This window comes from Sphingorhabdus sp. (assembly GCF_046154385.1).
In the GTDB taxonomy this organism is placed as follows: domain Bacteria; phylum Pseudomonadota; class Alphaproteobacteria; order Sphingomonadales; family Sphingomonadaceae; genus Sphingorhabdus_B.
Window position 1 is genome coordinate 17,252 of the sequence record NZ_JBJXFW010000041.1, and the last position, 15,850, is coordinate 33,101.

Genomic DNA, 15,850 nt, shown 5'->3' on the forward strand with positions numbered 1-15,850 from the left:
TTCAGACGCTGGACGGACCTGCCACCAATTCTTTCAAGGTAACTGACGTGTCGGCCAATTGTTCGGGGGTAAAGCGCATTCGACCGCTAACCAGCGCTTTCCCCTGAACATAATCCTTGGTCATATTCACGCAATCAAGCGCGATGATGCCTCCGTTTTTTTTATAAATTATCGAAAAACTGCGATCTTTGGGATCTCCACGAACGACATAAGAGTCATACCCTACCGACAGGCCCACCGTTTGCAGACGCAGATCATATTGGTTTGACCAGAACCAGGGCACCGAATGATACGGTGTCAACTCGCTCACGATGCTCTTGGCAACGGCATTGGCCATGTCATTGGCATTTTGCACCGATTCAACCCGCATCACCGCGCCGTCGGCAAAGCTGTTTGCGTGAGCCGCGCAATCGCCGATTGCATACACATCGGCAAGCGATGTGCGGCAAAATTCATCTACGTCTACACCTGCTCCGCCGGCGGCCCCCGCATTCAAAAGTGGTGCCACCGCCGGTATAATGCCGATACCCACAATAACCATTTGCGCTGCAATATGTTCTCCATCATCCAGAAGCACTCCGTCGACATGATGATCGCCTGACAATGAGGCAACCGTAACGCCCAACCGCACATCCACGCCATGCGCGCGATGCTCTGCTTCAAAAAAACGCGACAGTTCCTCTCCGGCAACCCGCGCAAGAACGCGATCCATCGTCTCAAGAATAACCACCTGCTTGCCCATTTTACGCAGGACCGCAGCAGCCTCCAGGCCGATATAGCCTCCACCAATAATCGCAACGGTTGCGACATCATCCAATTCGGAAATCATGCCATCGACGTCCGATTTATTTCGCACGACATGAACGCCGGGTAATTGCGCCCCTTCACACAATAACCGGCGCGGGGAACCGCCGGTGGCCCATATCAGGTTTTGATATTCCAGAGCTTCACCATCCGAAATTGTCACAATGTGCGCCGCAGGGTCAACGGCTTCAGCGCGCCTGCCTAAATTTACGTCAATGGAACGCTCGGACCAAAAAGCCGGTGGACGCAACAATATCCGTTCGAAAACCTTGTCACCGGCAAAATAATCTTTCGACAACGGGGGGCGCTCATAGGGATATTCCAGTTCATCGCTGATGATCGCTATGCTGCCTTCAAATTTTGCTTGCCGCAGCGCTATGGCGGCCTGCGCGCCGCTATGACCGCCCCCAACAATCAGAACGTCATACTGTTGCATGTGAACGCACCCTTTTACTGTATTTTGTCAATAAACGGTAGGCAGATGGCATGGATAATACCAGCCCTAAGCTTGCGAGTTGGGCAAATAGATGGCAGAACGAATGCATGACATCCCATATGAACCTAGATTTTGCACTCGGTGAAAACGCCGAGATGATCCGAGAGACAACCCAGCGCTTTGCGAACGATAAAATTGCTCCACTCGCAGCGAAGATTGATGCTGACGACTGGTTCCCGCGTGACGAGCTGTGGACGGCAATGGGCGATCTTGGCCTGCACGGCCTGACCGTTGCGGAAGAAGATGGCGGCCTTGGCCTCGGCTACCTAGAACATGTGGTAGCGGTCGAAGAAGTCAGCCGCGCGTCTGCATCAATAGGCTTGTCATACGGGGCGCATTCCAACCTGTGCGTCAATCAAATCCGGCGTTGGGCATCTCCCGAACAAAAGGCAAAATACTTGCCCAAGTTGATTTCCGGTGAACATGTCGGCAGCTTGGCCATGTCCGAAGCCGGAGCCGGGTCGGATGTAGTTTCGATGAAGCTGAAGGCTGATGCCGTTCAAGGAGGATATGTCCTGAATGGCACCAAATTCTGGATCACCAATGCATCTTTTGCCGATACTTTGGTTGTGTATGCAAAGACATCACCTGAGGCCGGATCACGCGGCATTACAGCCTTTCTGATCGAAAAGGATATGGAAGGGTTTTCCATTGGCCAGAAAATTGACAAAATGGGGATGCGTGGTTCGCCAACCGCAGAGCTTGTGTTCAACGATTGCTTTGTCAGTGAAGAACAGGTCATAGGGCCGCTCCACGGCGGCGTTGGTGTCTTGATGTCCGGTCTTGATTATGAACGGGTTGTTCTAGCCGGTTTACAACTGGGCATCATGCAAGCTTGCCTTGATGTGGTTCTTCCTTTCGTGCGTGAGCGCAAACAATTTGGCAAAGCTATCGGATCGTTCCAACTTATGCAGGGTAAGATCGCGGACATGTATGTTGCCCTGAACTCCGCGCGCGCATACACATATGCAGTTGCCCGTGCTTGCGACGCGGGCCAGACTACGCGGTTTGACGCAGCCGGAGTCATTCTGCTGGCGTCGGAAAATGCCGTAAAAGTTGCCGGTGAAGCCATTCAGGCATTGGGTGGCGCTGGCTATACAAAAGATTGGCCGGTGGAACGGTTTTTCCGTGATGCAAAACTGCTGGATATTGGCGCGGGCACAAACGAGATTCGTCGCATGTTGATTGGTCGGGAATTGATCGGCGCAGCATGAGCAATCGCCCCGTCTTAGGCGTAATCGCATGCAATCGCATTGTTGGCACCGAAAGCGCGCAGGCAGTCATGGACCGTTATATCCGTTCCGCAATGCGTTATGCCAATGTGGCCGCGCTGATCGTGCCTTCGTTGCCCGATCTCATGACGGCGAACGAAGTCGCGCCTAGGCTCGACGGCATATTGCTGACCGGAAGCCCGTCCAACGTCGCAACGCTTCGCTATGGCGAGGATAATGGCGACGGCCCCTTTGATGAAGCCCGGGACGAAATCGCTATTTCGATGGTGGACCGGATGATAGACGCGCAAAAGCCTGTCTTTGGCATTTGCAGGGGTTTTCAGGAGATCAACGTCGCTTTGGGCGGGACGTTGCGGCGCGATACTAGCACCAGCGACGACCTCATTCGTCACCATGCGCCTGATGATGTTGGCTTTGATGCCATGTTCAGCCATCGACATCCGGTCGAACTGGTAGATGGCGGGATGCTTGCAAACGCATATGCGAAACCGGATTTGGAAGTAAATTCCGTGCATTATCAGGGGATTGACAACCTTGCAGATGGGCTGTCGGTCGAAGCCCGCGCGCCCGATGGGCTTATAGAAGCCTATAGCGCCCGACCCAATGGGGCACCCTTATTGGCCGTGCAATGGCATCCGGAGTGGGGGACAGAAAATGACCCGGATTCGCAAACCTATTTTCACCTGTTGGGAAAAGCGTTAAGAGGCGAGTTATGAACCGCTGCGTTACACGTTATAACCGGTATCAGGCCCGGATAGGCTTTTCGCCCTGATATCCTTTTGAATCCCGCAGAAAACGGTGATGCGCGGAATTTTTGATTTCAGCATCTACCGGGCAATTTCTGCGTATTTTTTTGCCCTTTAGCAAACCCAATTCAAAGGATAGATTTATGCCCCGCAATTACGACATCGCCGAACTTCGCCGTATGGATATCGCCCATCACCTTCCCGCCCAGGCCGACTGGCAGGAAATCGAAGATTTGGGCGGCAGCCGGATCATTACCCATGCCGACGGATGTTACATCCATGACGGGGACGGTAACCGCATATTGGATGGCATGGCCGGACTTTGGTGCGTCAATGTAGGCTATGGACGCGACGAACTGGCTGAGGTCGCACGCGAACAGATGCTGGAACTGCCATATTATAACAGCTTCTTCAAAACCGCGAACCCGCCTGCCGTCATGCTGGCGGACAAGATTGCGAGCCTGACGGGTGGTCGTCTGCCCCATGTGTTTTTTAACAGTTCCGGTTCCGAAGCCAATGACACAATCTTGCGTATGGTTCGTCATTATTGGCAAGTGAAGGGTGAGCATAGTCGCACCATCTTGATTAGTCGCCACAATGCCTATCATGGTTCGACTGTCGCCGGCGTGAGCATGGGAGGGATGAAGGCCATGCATGGTCAGGGTTTCCCAGCCCCCGGCATTTTGCCGCTTTCCGGGATCGAACATGTTCGGCAACCATATTGGTACAATGAAGGCCGCGACATGACACCCGAAGATTTCGGCTCCGTCTGCGCTCAAGCTATCGAAGACAAAATTATTGAAGTCGGACCGGAAAATGTCGCTGCCTTTATCGGTGAACCGGTCCAGGGTGCGGGCGGGGTAATCATTCCTCCGGCCAATTACTGGCCGCAGGTTGAAGCCATCTGCCGTAAATATGGGATCCTGCTGGTATGTGATGAGGTTATTTGCGGCTTTGGCCGGACCGGCAATATGTGGGGTCATGAAACAGTTGGCGTAAAACCTGATATCATCGCTATGGCAAAGGGTCTTTCGTCAGGTTATCTGCCTATTTCTGCTGTAGCGGTCAGTGCCGAAATTATCGCGGTTATGAAAACTGGTGGAGATTTCGTGCACGGATATACCTATTCGGGTCATCCGGTCGCATCGGCAGTCGCGCTGCGAAATATCGAAATTATGGAGCGCGAAGGCTTGGTGGAACGGACCCGGAGCGAAACTGGGCCCTATCTTGCAAAAGCTCTTGCGGCGTTAAACGACCACCCGCTGGTCGGCGAGGCACGCTCGGTCGGTTTGCTTGGTGCAGTGGAGATTGTGGCAGACAAAGCAACGGGCGCCCGCTTTGGCGGGGCGGAGGGAACCGCAGGACCAATGGTGCGCGACATCTGTATTCGCAACGGCCTTATGGTTCGCGGCATTCGCGACAGCATTGTCATGTGCCCGCCACTAATCATCTCTACCAGCCAAATTGACGATCTTGTCGGCATAATTTCGAAATCGCTGGATGAAGCGGAGCCGAAGTTAAGGGCGATCTGATCGTCGCCGGAAATTTGTTCCGGTAAAAATAGACCCAAACATTCCGCGAGATCACATGACCTATATTTCTATAAAACGTGCGACAATCGCACTCATATTGGCGCCCGGCCTGATTTTAGGGACATCCCCTGCAGCAGCAACCGCGCCCGATGATGCCAAGGCCAAACCACCGGCTCTGACGTGCGACACCACAACGCCGGAGGGATTATCCTATACTGTCATTAAAGCCGGAAAGGGCGAAAAGCCGGGGGCAGATGCCAAAGTTAAGGTCAACTACAAAGGCATGCTGACATCTGATGGCAGTATGTTTGATTCCGGCGAGGGCACTGAATTCAAAGTAAGTGCTGTTATTTCCGGCTTTGCACAGGGCCTGCAACTCATGCAACCGGGCAGCAGCTACCGTTTCTGTATCCCTTCCAAGCTCGGATATGGTGCCAACGGTTCCGGGCCGATCCCTGCCAACGCCGATCTGGTATTTGAAGTTGACCTCCTGTCGTTCACTTTACCGCAGCCAAAACCGGTTATACCTGTCGCGGAGCGTACTTGTGACAAGACCACCGAGTCCGGTTTGCGCTACTTTGTCATTCAATCAGGAACAGGAAAAGTCCCCACCACGTCCGATATGGCATTGGTAGATTTTGCAACATTCGATGCAAAAACAGGCATCACGCAAGATCAACGCGAATGGGAAAAGATTACATTGGCGCAAGCTACGCCCCAATTCGTCGAAGCATTGAAACTGATGAAAGCGGGGTCAAGCTACACCTTCTGTATGCCGATGCCAAAAACTGATGTGGTGGCACCGGAAATCAACATCAAGATAAATCTGCTTGACGTGCGGACCGCACCGGAATTGGATTTTTAGCTCAAAAGGACGACCGGGCTATCGGCACGCCAATGCATACTGACCTTGTCATCCCACGTGAAGTCTTCCTGATCGTGGCGTGACAGGTTCGGGCGGGAAACGCGTATGATTTGTCCGCTTTCCAGCTGGATTTCATACAAGGTAATATCGCCAAGGTAGCTCATGCCCTTGATCGTCCCCCGTGCAAGATTATGCGCATCGGGTGCGTCTTGCGCGGCGGCGCGGATGGCTTTGCCTTCGCCGGGTACGTGCAGATAAATCTTTTCCGGCCGCAACGCGACCCAGACATCGGCCCCATGTGGGCCGGTGACGCCGTGATTGAGATAAACCTTGCCCAGACCCGGACAGTCGACCGCGGCCTTGTCGGGTTCGTCGAGCGTCAATTTGCCTTCAAAAATATTCACCGATCCCACGAAGTCCGCCACAAAGCGGTTGGCAGGATATTCATACAAGTCCGAGGGCGCCGCGAGCTGCGCGACTTCGCCCTTGTTAATGACAGCCACACGGCTTGCCATAGACAATGCCTCGTCCTGATCGTGCGTCACCGTTACAAAGGTAATTCCGACCTTGTCCTGCAAGTCCGAAAGCTCAAACTGCATCTGCGCGCGCAGCTTTGCATCCAGTGCAGAGAGCGGCTCGTCAAGAAGTAGCACTTTGGGCCGCATCACCAGACTGCGCGCCAGCGCCACGCGCTGCCTTTGCCCGCCTGACATCTGGTCCGGCATCCGGTCTTCAAACCCGCCCAGCTTTACCAGTTCCAACGCTTCTGCGACCCGATCCCGGATTTCACCCTTTGCCACGCCCGCGATCCTCAACCCGTAGCCGACATTGTCCGTAACATTCATGTGGGGAAACACCGCGTAGCTTTGGAACACCATGTTCACGGGCCGCTTGTTCGGCGGCACCAAACTCATATCCTGACCGTCAATGATGATCTGCCCTTCGGTTGGCATTTCAAAGCCGGCGATCATGCGCAGCAAGGTGGTCTTGCCGCAGCCCGAAGGACCGAGCAGGACGAAAAATTCTCCGGCCAGAATGTCGAGGCTGATATTATCGACCGCCGTGACCTTGCCAAAGCGTTTGGATACGTTGCGGATCTGAATGATGGGCTGTTTTGTTTCAGTCATTAGTGAGTCTCCGCTATACCCTTCACCCCTTGCAACTTCAGCGCAATGAAGGTGAGGATGACGGTCAATAAGATGAGCAATGTTGAGGCGGCGTTCACTTCAGGAGTGACCGAAAAGCGCACCATGGAATAGACTTTCACAGGGAATGTAATCGTATCCGGGCCGCTGGTGAAAAATGTGATCACGAAATCGTCAAGGCTGAGGGTGAAAGCCAGCAACGCCCCTGCCACAAGGCCCGGTTTGATATGCGGTAGGAGGACATCACGAAAGGCCTGCCACTCGGATGCCCCTAAGTCCTTGGCTGCTTCTTCCTCTTCCTTGTTAAAGCTCGCCAGCCGTGCACGCACAACCATCGCTACAAAGGGGAAGCAAAAGGTAATGTGGGCTATCGTAATTGCGGACAGGTTGAGCGGCCACATGAGGTCAGTTGGCCATTCCACCTTGGCAAAGAAAATGAGAAACGCGACGCCGAGGCAAATTTCAGGAACAATGATCGGCAACGACATAGTGCCTTCGACCAGACCCTTGAACGGAAAGCGGAACCGCCAGAGCATGACCGCCGCGAGCGCTCCAATGACAAGACTAACGACGGTTGCCAAAAAAGCGATCGTCAGTGAATTGACCAGCGCCTCCACCAGACTGTCGTTATTGAGCGCTTTTTCATAATATTTAAGCGTGAAACCTTTCCAGACGACATTGCGCTTGCTGTCGTTAAAACTGAAAACCATCAGCACTAGCAAAGGGGCATAGAGAAACAGCATGGTCAGTCCGACCCAGCTACGCATCCACAATTTGCGGGTATATTCCAGCGGCGCAATAGGTGCAGAGCGGAACAGAGCCATCAGCGCACCTCCTTCGTCTTGTTCGCTTTCATCGATTGCAAGGCAATCAGGATGAACATGGCGTAGATTAGCAGGAACGAAAGCGCTGCACCGAAAGGCCAATCGTTGGCGCGTTTGAATTGCCGTTCAATAACATTGGCGATCATCTGGCTATCGGTCCCGCCCATAAGGTCGGGTGTCAAATACGCCCCCAACGCAGGAATGAGTGTAATCATAACACCGGCAACAATGCCCGGCGCCGCAAGCGGCACCACGATTTGCATGAAAGTTTTGAAATGCCCTGCCCCAAGATCAAGGCTTGCCTCAATCAGACTTTTGTCCAGACGATCAAGTGCAGAATAGAGCGGCAGGACCATGAAAGGCAGATGCACATAGACCAACCCCAATACAACGGCGAAATTGTTATAGAGCAACTGGATTGGCGTCCATGCCTCCAATGGTTGCATGCCAACTAAAGTACGGAGCCAGCTTGCCCCTTCCCACAGGCCACCCAGTCCCTTGTTCATATATCCGTTCGTGCCCATGAGAGCCATCAATGCATAGGTACGGATCAACAAATTGGTCCAGAATGGGAGCATGATGCCAAGCAATAGCCAGGGGCGCCATTTGGGAGCTGCGAAGGTGATAGCCATCGCAACCGGAAAACCAATAATCAGACAAATCAGAGTAGTAAGCGCCGCAACCGCAAGGCTTTTGAGGAATATCGACAGATACAGCCATTCGATTGCGCGTTTATAATTATCGAGTGTTCCGGAAATATTGATATCGGCAGGGCCTGCATTTTCGCCAAAGCTATAGAGCCAAACTATGGCCATGGGCGCGATAAAGAAAATCGCGAGCCACAACACCGGCGCCGACGCTATCGCGGCGAACGGCTTTTTCTGGTTCTTCCAATCTTGCAGCGCCCCCGCCACTGTTTAAGCCGCCCGCACGCGGGTAAAAGCCTCCTCATATTTCGGCTGTAGATCCGGATTAAACTTCGCATATTCGCATTTCGCCAAAACATCTGCTGGCGGGAAAATCACTGTGTTGTTTTTATAATCATCTGGCATCAAAGCCTTGGCGGCATCATTGGGTGTAGGATAAAGAATTGTTTCGGTAATCTTTTTACCTGCCTCTGCATCGAGCAAATAGTTGATAAACGCGTGCGCATTTTTGGGGTGCGGCGCCCCTTTAGGAATACAAAGATTGTCGGAATTCAGCTGACCGCCTTCTTTGGGAATGACGAATCCGATGTCGGAATCTTCCACCATTGCCTGCGCGATATCGCCATTATATTCCAGCACCAGATCGACTTCGCCCTTGAGCAACAAATCCTGCCCATTATCTTCATGGAAAGATTTGATGTTGGGCTTTTGCTTAATCATCATGGCCTCGATGGTTTTCAGATCTTCGTCAGTCAGTCCATTGACAGACTTGCCCAAATATTTTCCGTAAAGCCGGAACATATCTCCAGCTTCGGATAACACTGCAATCCGGCCTTTATATTCATCGCTATCGAACAACACTTTCCAGCTATCAGGGGTGCCATTCACCTTTGACTTGCGATACCCAATGCCGAGCGCCAACCAAGTGTAGGGCATCGAATATTTGCGCGCCGGATCGTAAGGTACATCCTGATAATCTTTAGCGACATTTTTGAAATTGGGAATCTGCGCCTGATCCAGCGGCATTAACATGTCCGCTGCCGCCATACGCTCCACAAAATCATTCGATGGCACAATGACATCATATCCCTGATTACCGGCGCGTAATTTGGCAAACAGCTCATCATTACTGGCAAACAATGTCATGTTTACATCTACGCCAGAACTGTCCTTATAGTCTTCGAGTGTTGTCTCGCCGATATATGTGTCCCAGTTGTAGAAGTTCAGCTTCGCCTCTTCGCCATTGGCCAGCTTTTTGGCTTCCTTTTCGCCACATCCCGCAAGTGCACCCGTTAAACTGAAACCGACGGCAGCTACGCCCATGCCCTTTAACATTGCGCGACGATTATTGCCTGCTTGCAAGAATGTTTTGAAATCCATCTTTTTTCTCCGACTGACCCACCTGATTTAATTGACTATGCTGGACCAAATTCGACGTCAGGAAAAGCCCCTTTTTTCCGACCCTTGCACAGGCTTCAATTGCGTAATTTTATTACAGATCATCACAACAATTGAACGGTTAGGATGCTTGTTTTGGAGGAGCCACGGGCGCGGTTTCGGCGTCGACTGCGGCTTGCACCGCCCTGTAGAACGCCTCGCGCTGTTCACCGACTGTATCGTCGGTTGCCTTTGGCCAGTTGCTGTTGGACGCGATCACAAGCTTACGTTTGGGGTCGATAAATATGCCCTGACCAAAAATACCTTGAGCCGCATAGCTGCCATCATCATAGGTCCACCATTGGAATCCATATCCTTTGCCGGGATCGCCAATGCCTGCCTGCTTGGTTGTCGCAGCCGCGATCCAGTCATACGGCAAAATCGATTTACCGTTCACTATCGCTCCGCCCAGCATGAATTGCCCGAAGCGGGCAAAGTCGCGGACCGATGCCTGCACACAACATCCGCTAATTTCATGCCCGGTTGCGCCCAGCAGCCAGGTTGCGTCTTGCTCCATCCCAAATGGAACCCAGACTTTTTCAGTTAGATAATCGGACAGTTTCTTGCCGGTCGCCGAACTGACCAACACACCGATCAAATTGGTCTCTCCGGTTTTATACACCCATTTGGTCCCGGCCGGAGCTTCGCGCGGTAACGTCCGCATATAGCTGACCGTCACATCCATGCCATCCTTTGCCTTATGCTGGTTGAACAGCGCTACATCCGATTTGGGGTCGGCGTAATCCTCGTTCCATTTCACACCAGATGTCATGGTCAACAATTGACGGATAGTGACATCATCATAGGCCGATCCTTTCAGATCGGGGATATAGGCCGAAACCTTGTCCTCTATGCTTTTGATATGGCCGTCTTTTATGGCTGCCCCGACAAGTGTCGAAGTGAAGGATTTAGCGACCGAAAAACTGGTCCACTTGCCATCTCCGGAAAAACCAAGGCCGTATTTTTCAAACCGTATTTTCCCATCGTGAACAATGACCAGCCCGGCGGTACGCTGCGCTTTCATATAGGCATCCACATTCGTGCCGATCTTGATTGCGGGACCTTTTGGAAGCGCGAAAACGTCATCCCCGGATTCGATGATGTTGGACTTGGCGAGAATGGGAATCCGGTCGAGAGTGCGAAACGCGGCGTCGCGTTGGGCGGTGTTCCAGAACAGCACGTTGGCGTCGGTGGGAAGGCTCGACACCAGAGCCTTCATATCGTCATCGGTTGTTGCCCAAAATCCCCCTGCTGCACCACCAATTACCAGAATTATTGCCAAAATCAGTTTTTTCATCGCACCCCGACCCCTCATTTTCACATTATGGCTTCAACAATGTCACTTGTGCAACATTGATGCCTCCACCCCTGAACCCTCCTTCGCAATACATCAGATAATAGCGCCACAGGGAAATGAATTTTTCGTCGAAGCCGCCCGGTAGCCTGCCTTCCTCGATTGCCTCGTCAAACCTCTGCCGCCAGCGTTTGAGTGTTTCGGCATAATGGAGGCCGAAATCATGCTGGTCATGCCATTCCAGTCCATTGGCCTCCGCCAATGCACGGAACCTGCTTTCCGACAGCAACATGCCACCGGGAAAGATATAGTGCTGGATGAAGTCAGTGCCAAGGGCATAGGCTTCGAATATATCATCCTCGATCCGGATATATTGGATGGCGGCACGGCCACCGGGTTTTAGGCAGCGGGACAGGGTGGATAGATAGTCCGGCCAGTATCTCTGCCCCACTGCTTCGACCATCTCGACGCTGGCAATGGCGTCGTATTTTCCGGTGACATCCCGATAGTCTTTTGACTCGGCTGAAGCTTGGGGGGCCATTTTCAGGCGGTCGTCGATGTAGGATTTCTGGGTGGCCGACAGGGTAATGCCGTGATATTTAACGCCTTGTTTTAAAACAGATATTTCTGCCAAACTGCCCCATCCACAGCCAATTTCCAGCAACGAATCCCCCGCCTTAAGCTCCAACCGCGCCAGCAGCGTTTCGATCTTGCGCGCCTGCGCGTCTTCAAGTGTTTCGTCGGCCGAAATCGGCTCGGCAAACAACGCGCTGGAATAGGTCATGCTGCGGTCCAGCCACGCGGCGTAAAAATCATTGCCGAGGTCGTAGTGGAATTCGACATTCCGGCGCGCACCCCCGCGATTGTTGTCGCGCAAACGGTGCAGTATCTTGCCGATATATTTGGCCAGACCCGATGCACGCCCGACATTGCCAAGCTTTACCCGGTTCCGCATGAACAGGTCGAATATCAAAACCGGATCGGGGCTGCTCCACTCGCCGGCGGCCCATGCTTCGTACCAGCCGATAGATCCGCCGCGCACCAAACGGAACAGCGCATTCCAATGATGGATGGTGATCTGCGCCGAGGGCCCGGGACCACGTCCGCCGACAATCCGGACCGAACCGTCGGGCAACACACCTTCGACGGTGCCAAAATCGAACCCGTGATCGATACGGTCGACAATCCTGTCAAACCCGCGCTTGAAAAGGCCGCCAGTAAAGGCCCGCAATCCTGAACTGCGGGTTAAATGGCGGCCTCTTTTTGCGTCTGGAGCATTCATGCCCGCGCCTATGCTACAGCACAGTCGGCTTTGCAATTACTCCGCACCCGGACACTTATTTCTTGCGCAATTCGTCCCGTATTTCGGTGAGCAGATCAACGTCGGTCGGGCCGGTCGCCGCAGGTGGTGGCATGGCCTTGTTCGCCTGACGCACGATCATGAAAATGACGAACGCCAAAATGATAAAATTGATCAATGCCGTGATGAAGCTGCCATAGGCAAAAACATTGGCACCAGCCGCCTTTGCCGCGACCAGCGACATTCCGGTCGTAATTTTCTCCGCTCCGCCCAAAACAATATATTTGCTGCTGAAATCCACACCGCCACCTGTTGCCAGCGAGATGAGCGGCATGATCAGATCATCCGTCATCGATGTCACGATTTTCCCGAAAGCCGCACCGATAATCACACCGACCGCAAGATCGAGCACATTGCCCCGCGCTATAAATGCCTTGAATTCGCCTAACATATACATTCTCCCATTTTCAAAAAACCCCGCAGCGAAATGCCCTATTTCGCAAAGAAACGATAGCCGTCATTGCGTAAAATCTTCACGCGCCTTATATGACTAATACACAAAGCAGTTGCCCCTTAAAGGAGTTCCCTTGATGCGTACCAATTATGCGAAATTTCTTTTGGTTCCCGTGGCTGCGGCGACGCTCACCGGTTGCGGTATCAACAGCGTTCCGACCGCTGAGGAAAATGCGAAAGCCAAATGGGCCGATGTGCAGGCCGCGTTTCAGGAACGCGCCAATCTGATCCCCAACCTTGCCAATGTGGTCAAGGGTGCCGCTGCGCAGGAAAACAAGACACTGACTGAAGTGATCGAGGCACGCGCTAAAGCGACCTCGCCCAATATTCAGGTTAACCCATCCGACTTGAGCGATCCGGCCAAGATGGCCGCGTTCCAGTCCGCGCAGAACCAGCTGTCGGGCAGCCTGTCGCGCCTGCTGGTGTCGGTCGAACAATATCCCGAGCTGAAAAGCCAGGAAGGCTATCTGAAGCTGCAGGACCAGTTGGAAGGTCAGGAAAACCGCGTCCGCATTACGCTGCGCGATTATAACGAAGCCGTCCGGTCGTATAACACGACGATCCGGACGTTCCCTGACATCATCGGTGCCAAGATCATCCACGGTGCGAAACCTATGGTCCCCTATCAGGCGACCACGCCGGGTGCCGAAGCAACGCCCCAGCTTGATATGGCCCCCACCAGCTAATCGCTGAAACACGGGATATTGAAATGAAAAAGGCCATCGGCCTTCTCGTCGCGGCGCTACTGGTCCTAACCGGCCAGTCGGCGCTCGCGCAGACATTTCCCAAATTGTCCGGCCGCGTGGTGGACGAGGCCAATCTGCTCGATCCCGCGCAAGAGGCCGCGCTCACCGCCAAGCTGGAAGGTCTGGAAACCCGCACCAACCGGCAACTCGTGGTCGCGACATTGAACAGCCTCGAAGGCTATGAGATATCCGACTATGGCTACCGCCTCGGACGGCATTGGGCCATCGGACAGGATGGCAAGGGCGAAAGCGAGAAGGATAATGGCGCGATCCTGATCGTCGCGCCCAATGAACGCAAGATGCGGATCGAGGTCGGCTATGGCCTCGAACCCATACTGACAGACGGCCTGTCCTCATCCATCATCCGCAACGAAATCACCCCCCGTTTCAAGGATGGCGATTTCCCCGGCGGCATCAATGCCGGTGTCGACCGCATTGTCATCCAATTGGAACTGCCTGCGGACGAAGCCGCGAAAGTGGCGGCCGAAGCGCAGAAAAACCAGAAGGACGATGAAGGCTTCCCCTTGGGTGCGCTGATATTCATGCTCTTCCTCATCTTCTTTGTTCTTTTGCCCATGATCCAAAGCATGAAAGGCGGCGGGCGCAGACACCGGCGCGGCGGCGCTGGCCCCGTGATTATCTGGGGCGGCGGCGACTGGGGTGGCGGTGGCGGCTCATCGTGGGGTGGCGGCGGAGGCGGCGGCTTTGGGGGTTTCTCGGGTGGTGGCGGCGGCTTCGGTGGCGGCGGCGCATCGGGCGGCTGGTAAGGAACGGACGATATGGCCTTACATAAAATAAACCGGATGACACAAGCCGACCATGTGCGCGTGACCGAGGCGGTTGCCGCCGCGGAACAGCACACCAGCGGCGAAATCGTCACGATCGTCACCGACCTGTCGGACCATTATGAAGATATCGGCCTGTTCTGGGCCAGTGTCGCGGCGTTTCTGGCGCTGGCGGCATATGGCCTGTTCCCCGATTTCTATCTGGGGCTGGTCAACGCAATGTCCGGCGGCTGGGCGCATGATTATAGCACCGGCGAGATTTTGGCGATGATCTTCGTCGCGATGATCCTCAAATGGGTGGGCACGTGGTTGATCCTGAAGTGGATGCCGTTGCGCCTTGCCCTCACCCCCAAAGCCATCAAGATGACCCGCGTCCGCGCCCGCGCGATCAGCCTGTTCAAGGTCGGCACCGAAGCCAAAACCTTGGGCCGGACCGGCGTGCTGCTCTATCTGTCGATGAAGGAACATCGCGCGGAAATCGTGGCCGATGAAGAAATCGCCAAGCTGGTCACGCCCGAAATCTGGGGCGATGCGATGGTCGCCTTGATCGAACGGGTCAAGGCCGGGCAGCCGGGCGAAGGCATGGCCGAAGCCGTGCGGCAAATGGGCATTGTTCTTGCCGAACATTTCCCCAAGGGCCATGAAAATCCCAACGAGTTACCCGACAGGTTGATTGAACTATGACGACGGATGCCGAGCCTGAAGAAATCATGTGGCAGGGGCGTTTCATCACCGCCAAAACACGGGGAAAATGGGAATATGTTTCCCGCGCACGCGGCATAAAGGCCGCCGTCATATTGGCGGTGGAGGATGGCCATGTCCTCCTCGTCGAACAATATCGCGTGCCGTTGGGCGCATCCTGCATCGAGCTTCCCGCCGGGCTGATCGGCGATCATGATGCAGGCGAAGACGCCCTCACCTCCGCCGCGCGCGAGTTGGAGGAAGAAACCGGCTATCGCGCCGGCAGACTGGACATCGTCGGCGAATTCTTCTCCTCCCCCGGCATGGTCAGCGAAAGCTTCACCCTCGTCCGCGCCACCGGCCTGAATAAGGTCGGCGACGGCGGCGGGGTCGACGGCGAAAACATCATCGTCCACCGCGTGGCGCTTGCGCAGCTTCCGGCCTTTGTGGCGGGCAAAAGGGCCGAAGGCTGTGTGGTGGATGTGAAGTTGCTGATGTTGCCGGGGATGGTGTTTTAGGCTGCGAGGCTTTTTTCCGCTAAAAGGAAAAAGGCAAAAAGGAAGAAGGCGTTGGCCTTTCCTTCACCCCTTTTGGGAAGAGGAAAGGTAGTCTAGTCCTCGGACTTTGAGAGGAATAGCCCCCAACGTCACGTTCTACGGGGACTGTCCCAAAAGGGACTGTCCCCAACCCCGCAGCGTAACACACCCGTCACCCTGAATTCGTTTCAGGGTCCATCGTGCAACGGCAACCTTAGCGGGAAATATAACGCAACCGTGCGTCCCAGCTTAGCTTGCCACACACGG

Annotated in this window: 16 protein-coding genes; 8 read left to right on the forward strand and 8 right to left on the reverse strand. The window is 54.1% G+C overall.

Features of this window, described 5'->3' with window-relative positions; all coding sequences use genetic code 11:
• Position 1: 1 nt before the first annotated feature.
• Positions 2-1,240 carry an NAD(P)/FAD-dependent oxidoreductase gene (locus ACKVOS_RS07875; protein WP_409211466.1) on the reverse strand — a complete coding sequence of 413 codons (1,239 nt, stop codon included), beginning with the start codon at positions 1,238-1,240 and terminating at the stop codon, positions 2-4.
• Positions 1,241-1,347: 107 nt separating this feature from the next.
• Between ACKVOS_RS07875 and ACKVOS_RS07880 the strand changes: the two genes are divergently transcribed.
• The 4 genes from ACKVOS_RS07880 to ACKVOS_RS07895 all read left to right on the forward strand — a co-directional run bounded on the left by ACKVOS_RS07880 (position 1,348) and on the right by ACKVOS_RS07895 (position 5,675).
• Positions 1,348-2,514, forward strand: coding sequence for an isovaleryl-CoA dehydrogenase (locus ACKVOS_RS07880; RefSeq protein WP_409211467.1), 1,167 nt, complete (start codon positions 1,348-1,350; stop codon positions 2,512-2,514).
• Positions 2,511-3,248: a gamma-glutamyl-gamma-aminobutyrate hydrolase family protein gene (locus ACKVOS_RS07885; protein ID WP_409211468.1), complete on the forward strand. Its 738-nt coding sequence runs from the start codon at positions 2,511-2,513 to the stop codon at positions 3,246-3,248. The genes ACKVOS_RS07880 and ACKVOS_RS07885 overlap by 4 nt, the downstream gene beginning before the upstream one ends.
• Before the next feature lie 173 nt (positions 3,249-3,421).
• Positions 3,422-4,810 carry an aspartate aminotransferase family protein gene (locus ACKVOS_RS07890; RefSeq protein WP_409211469.1) on the forward strand — a complete coding sequence of 463 codons (1,389 nt, stop codon included), beginning with the start codon at positions 3,422-3,424 and terminating at the stop codon, positions 4,808-4,810.
• A gap of 55 nt (positions 4,811-4,865) precedes the next feature.
• The gene (locus tag ACKVOS_RS07895; RefSeq protein ID WP_409211470.1) at positions 4,866-5,675 is read left to right on the forward strand and encodes an FKBP-type peptidyl-prolyl cis-trans isomerase; all 810 of its coding nucleotides are present in this window, start codon (positions 4,866-4,868) and stop codon (positions 5,673-5,675) included.
• Here the strand turns inward: ACKVOS_RS07895 and ACKVOS_RS07900 are convergent.
• The 7 genes from ACKVOS_RS07900 to mscL form a co-directional block, all read right to left on the reverse strand.
• On the reverse strand, positions 5,672-6,802 hold the full coding sequence (locus ACKVOS_RS07900; RefSeq protein WP_409211471.1) for an ABC transporter ATP-binding protein: 1,131 nt from the start codon (positions 6,800-6,802) through the stop codon (positions 5,672-5,674). The genes ACKVOS_RS07895 and ACKVOS_RS07900 overlap by 4 nt on opposite strands.
• Entirely contained in the window at positions 6,802-7,644 is an 843-nt protein-coding gene (locus ACKVOS_RS07905; protein WP_409211472.1) for an ABC transporter permease, read from the reverse strand. Before ACKVOS_RS07905 ends, ACKVOS_RS07900 begins: the two co-directional genes overlap by 1 nt.
• Positions 7,644-8,558, reverse strand: coding sequence for an ABC transporter permease (locus ACKVOS_RS07910; protein WP_409211473.1), 915 nt, complete (start codon positions 8,556-8,558; stop codon positions 7,644-7,646). The genes ACKVOS_RS07905 and ACKVOS_RS07910 overlap by 1 nt, the downstream gene beginning before the upstream one ends.
• Before the next feature lie 3 nt (positions 8,559-8,561).
• Positions 8,562-9,671, reverse strand: coding sequence for a PotD/PotF family extracellular solute-binding protein (locus ACKVOS_RS07915; protein ID WP_409211474.1), 1,110 nt, complete (start codon positions 9,669-9,671; stop codon positions 8,562-8,564).
• A 139-nt stretch (positions 9,672-9,810) separates the two neighbouring features.
• Complete coding sequence (locus tag ACKVOS_RS07920) at positions 9,811-11,025, reverse strand: serine hydrolase domain-containing protein (RefSeq protein ID WP_409211475.1); 1,215 nt, start codon at positions 11,023-11,025, stop codon at positions 9,811-9,813.
• Positions 11,026-11,050: 25 nt separating this feature from the next.
• The gene (locus ACKVOS_RS07925; protein WP_409211476.1) at positions 11,051-12,304 is read right to left on the reverse strand and encodes a class I SAM-dependent methyltransferase; all 1,254 of its coding nucleotides are present in this window, start codon (positions 12,302-12,304) and stop codon (positions 11,051-11,053) included.
• Positions 12,305-12,359: 55 nt separating this feature from the next.
• Complete coding sequence (gene mscL, locus ACKVOS_RS07930) at positions 12,360-12,773, reverse strand: large conductance mechanosensitive channel protein MscL (RefSeq protein ID WP_409211477.1); 414 nt, start codon at positions 12,771-12,773, stop codon at positions 12,360-12,362.
• Positions 12,774-12,912: 139 nt separating this feature from the next.
• On the opposite strand from mscL, the gene ACKVOS_RS07935 reads away from it, so the two are divergent.
• Genes ACKVOS_RS07935 through ACKVOS_RS07950 form a run of 4 tightly spaced genes read left to right on the forward strand, consistent with a single transcriptional unit; the run spans position 12,913 to position 15,565 of the window.
• Complete coding sequence (locus tag ACKVOS_RS07935) at positions 12,913-13,521, forward strand: LemA family protein (RefSeq protein ID WP_409211478.1); 609 nt, start codon at positions 12,913-12,915, stop codon at positions 13,519-13,521.
• A 23-nt stretch (positions 13,522-13,544) separates the two neighbouring features.
• The gene (locus tag ACKVOS_RS07940) at positions 13,545-14,348 is read left to right on the forward strand and encodes a TPM domain-containing protein (RefSeq protein WP_409211479.1); all 804 of its coding nucleotides are present in this window, start codon (positions 13,545-13,547) and stop codon (positions 14,346-14,348) included.
• Positions 14,349-14,360: 12 nt separating this feature from the next.
• Positions 14,361-15,050 carry a TPM domain-containing protein gene (locus ACKVOS_RS07945; RefSeq protein ID WP_409211480.1) on the forward strand — a complete coding sequence of 230 codons (690 nt, stop codon included), beginning with the start codon at positions 14,361-14,363 and terminating at the stop codon, positions 15,048-15,050.
• Positions 15,047-15,565, forward strand: a complete 519-nt coding sequence (locus ACKVOS_RS07950) for an NUDIX hydrolase (protein ID WP_409211481.1) — start codon at positions 15,047-15,049, stop codon at positions 15,563-15,565. The genes ACKVOS_RS07945 and ACKVOS_RS07950 overlap by 4 nt, the downstream gene beginning before the upstream one ends.
• Positions 15,566-15,850 lie beyond the last annotated feature (285 nt).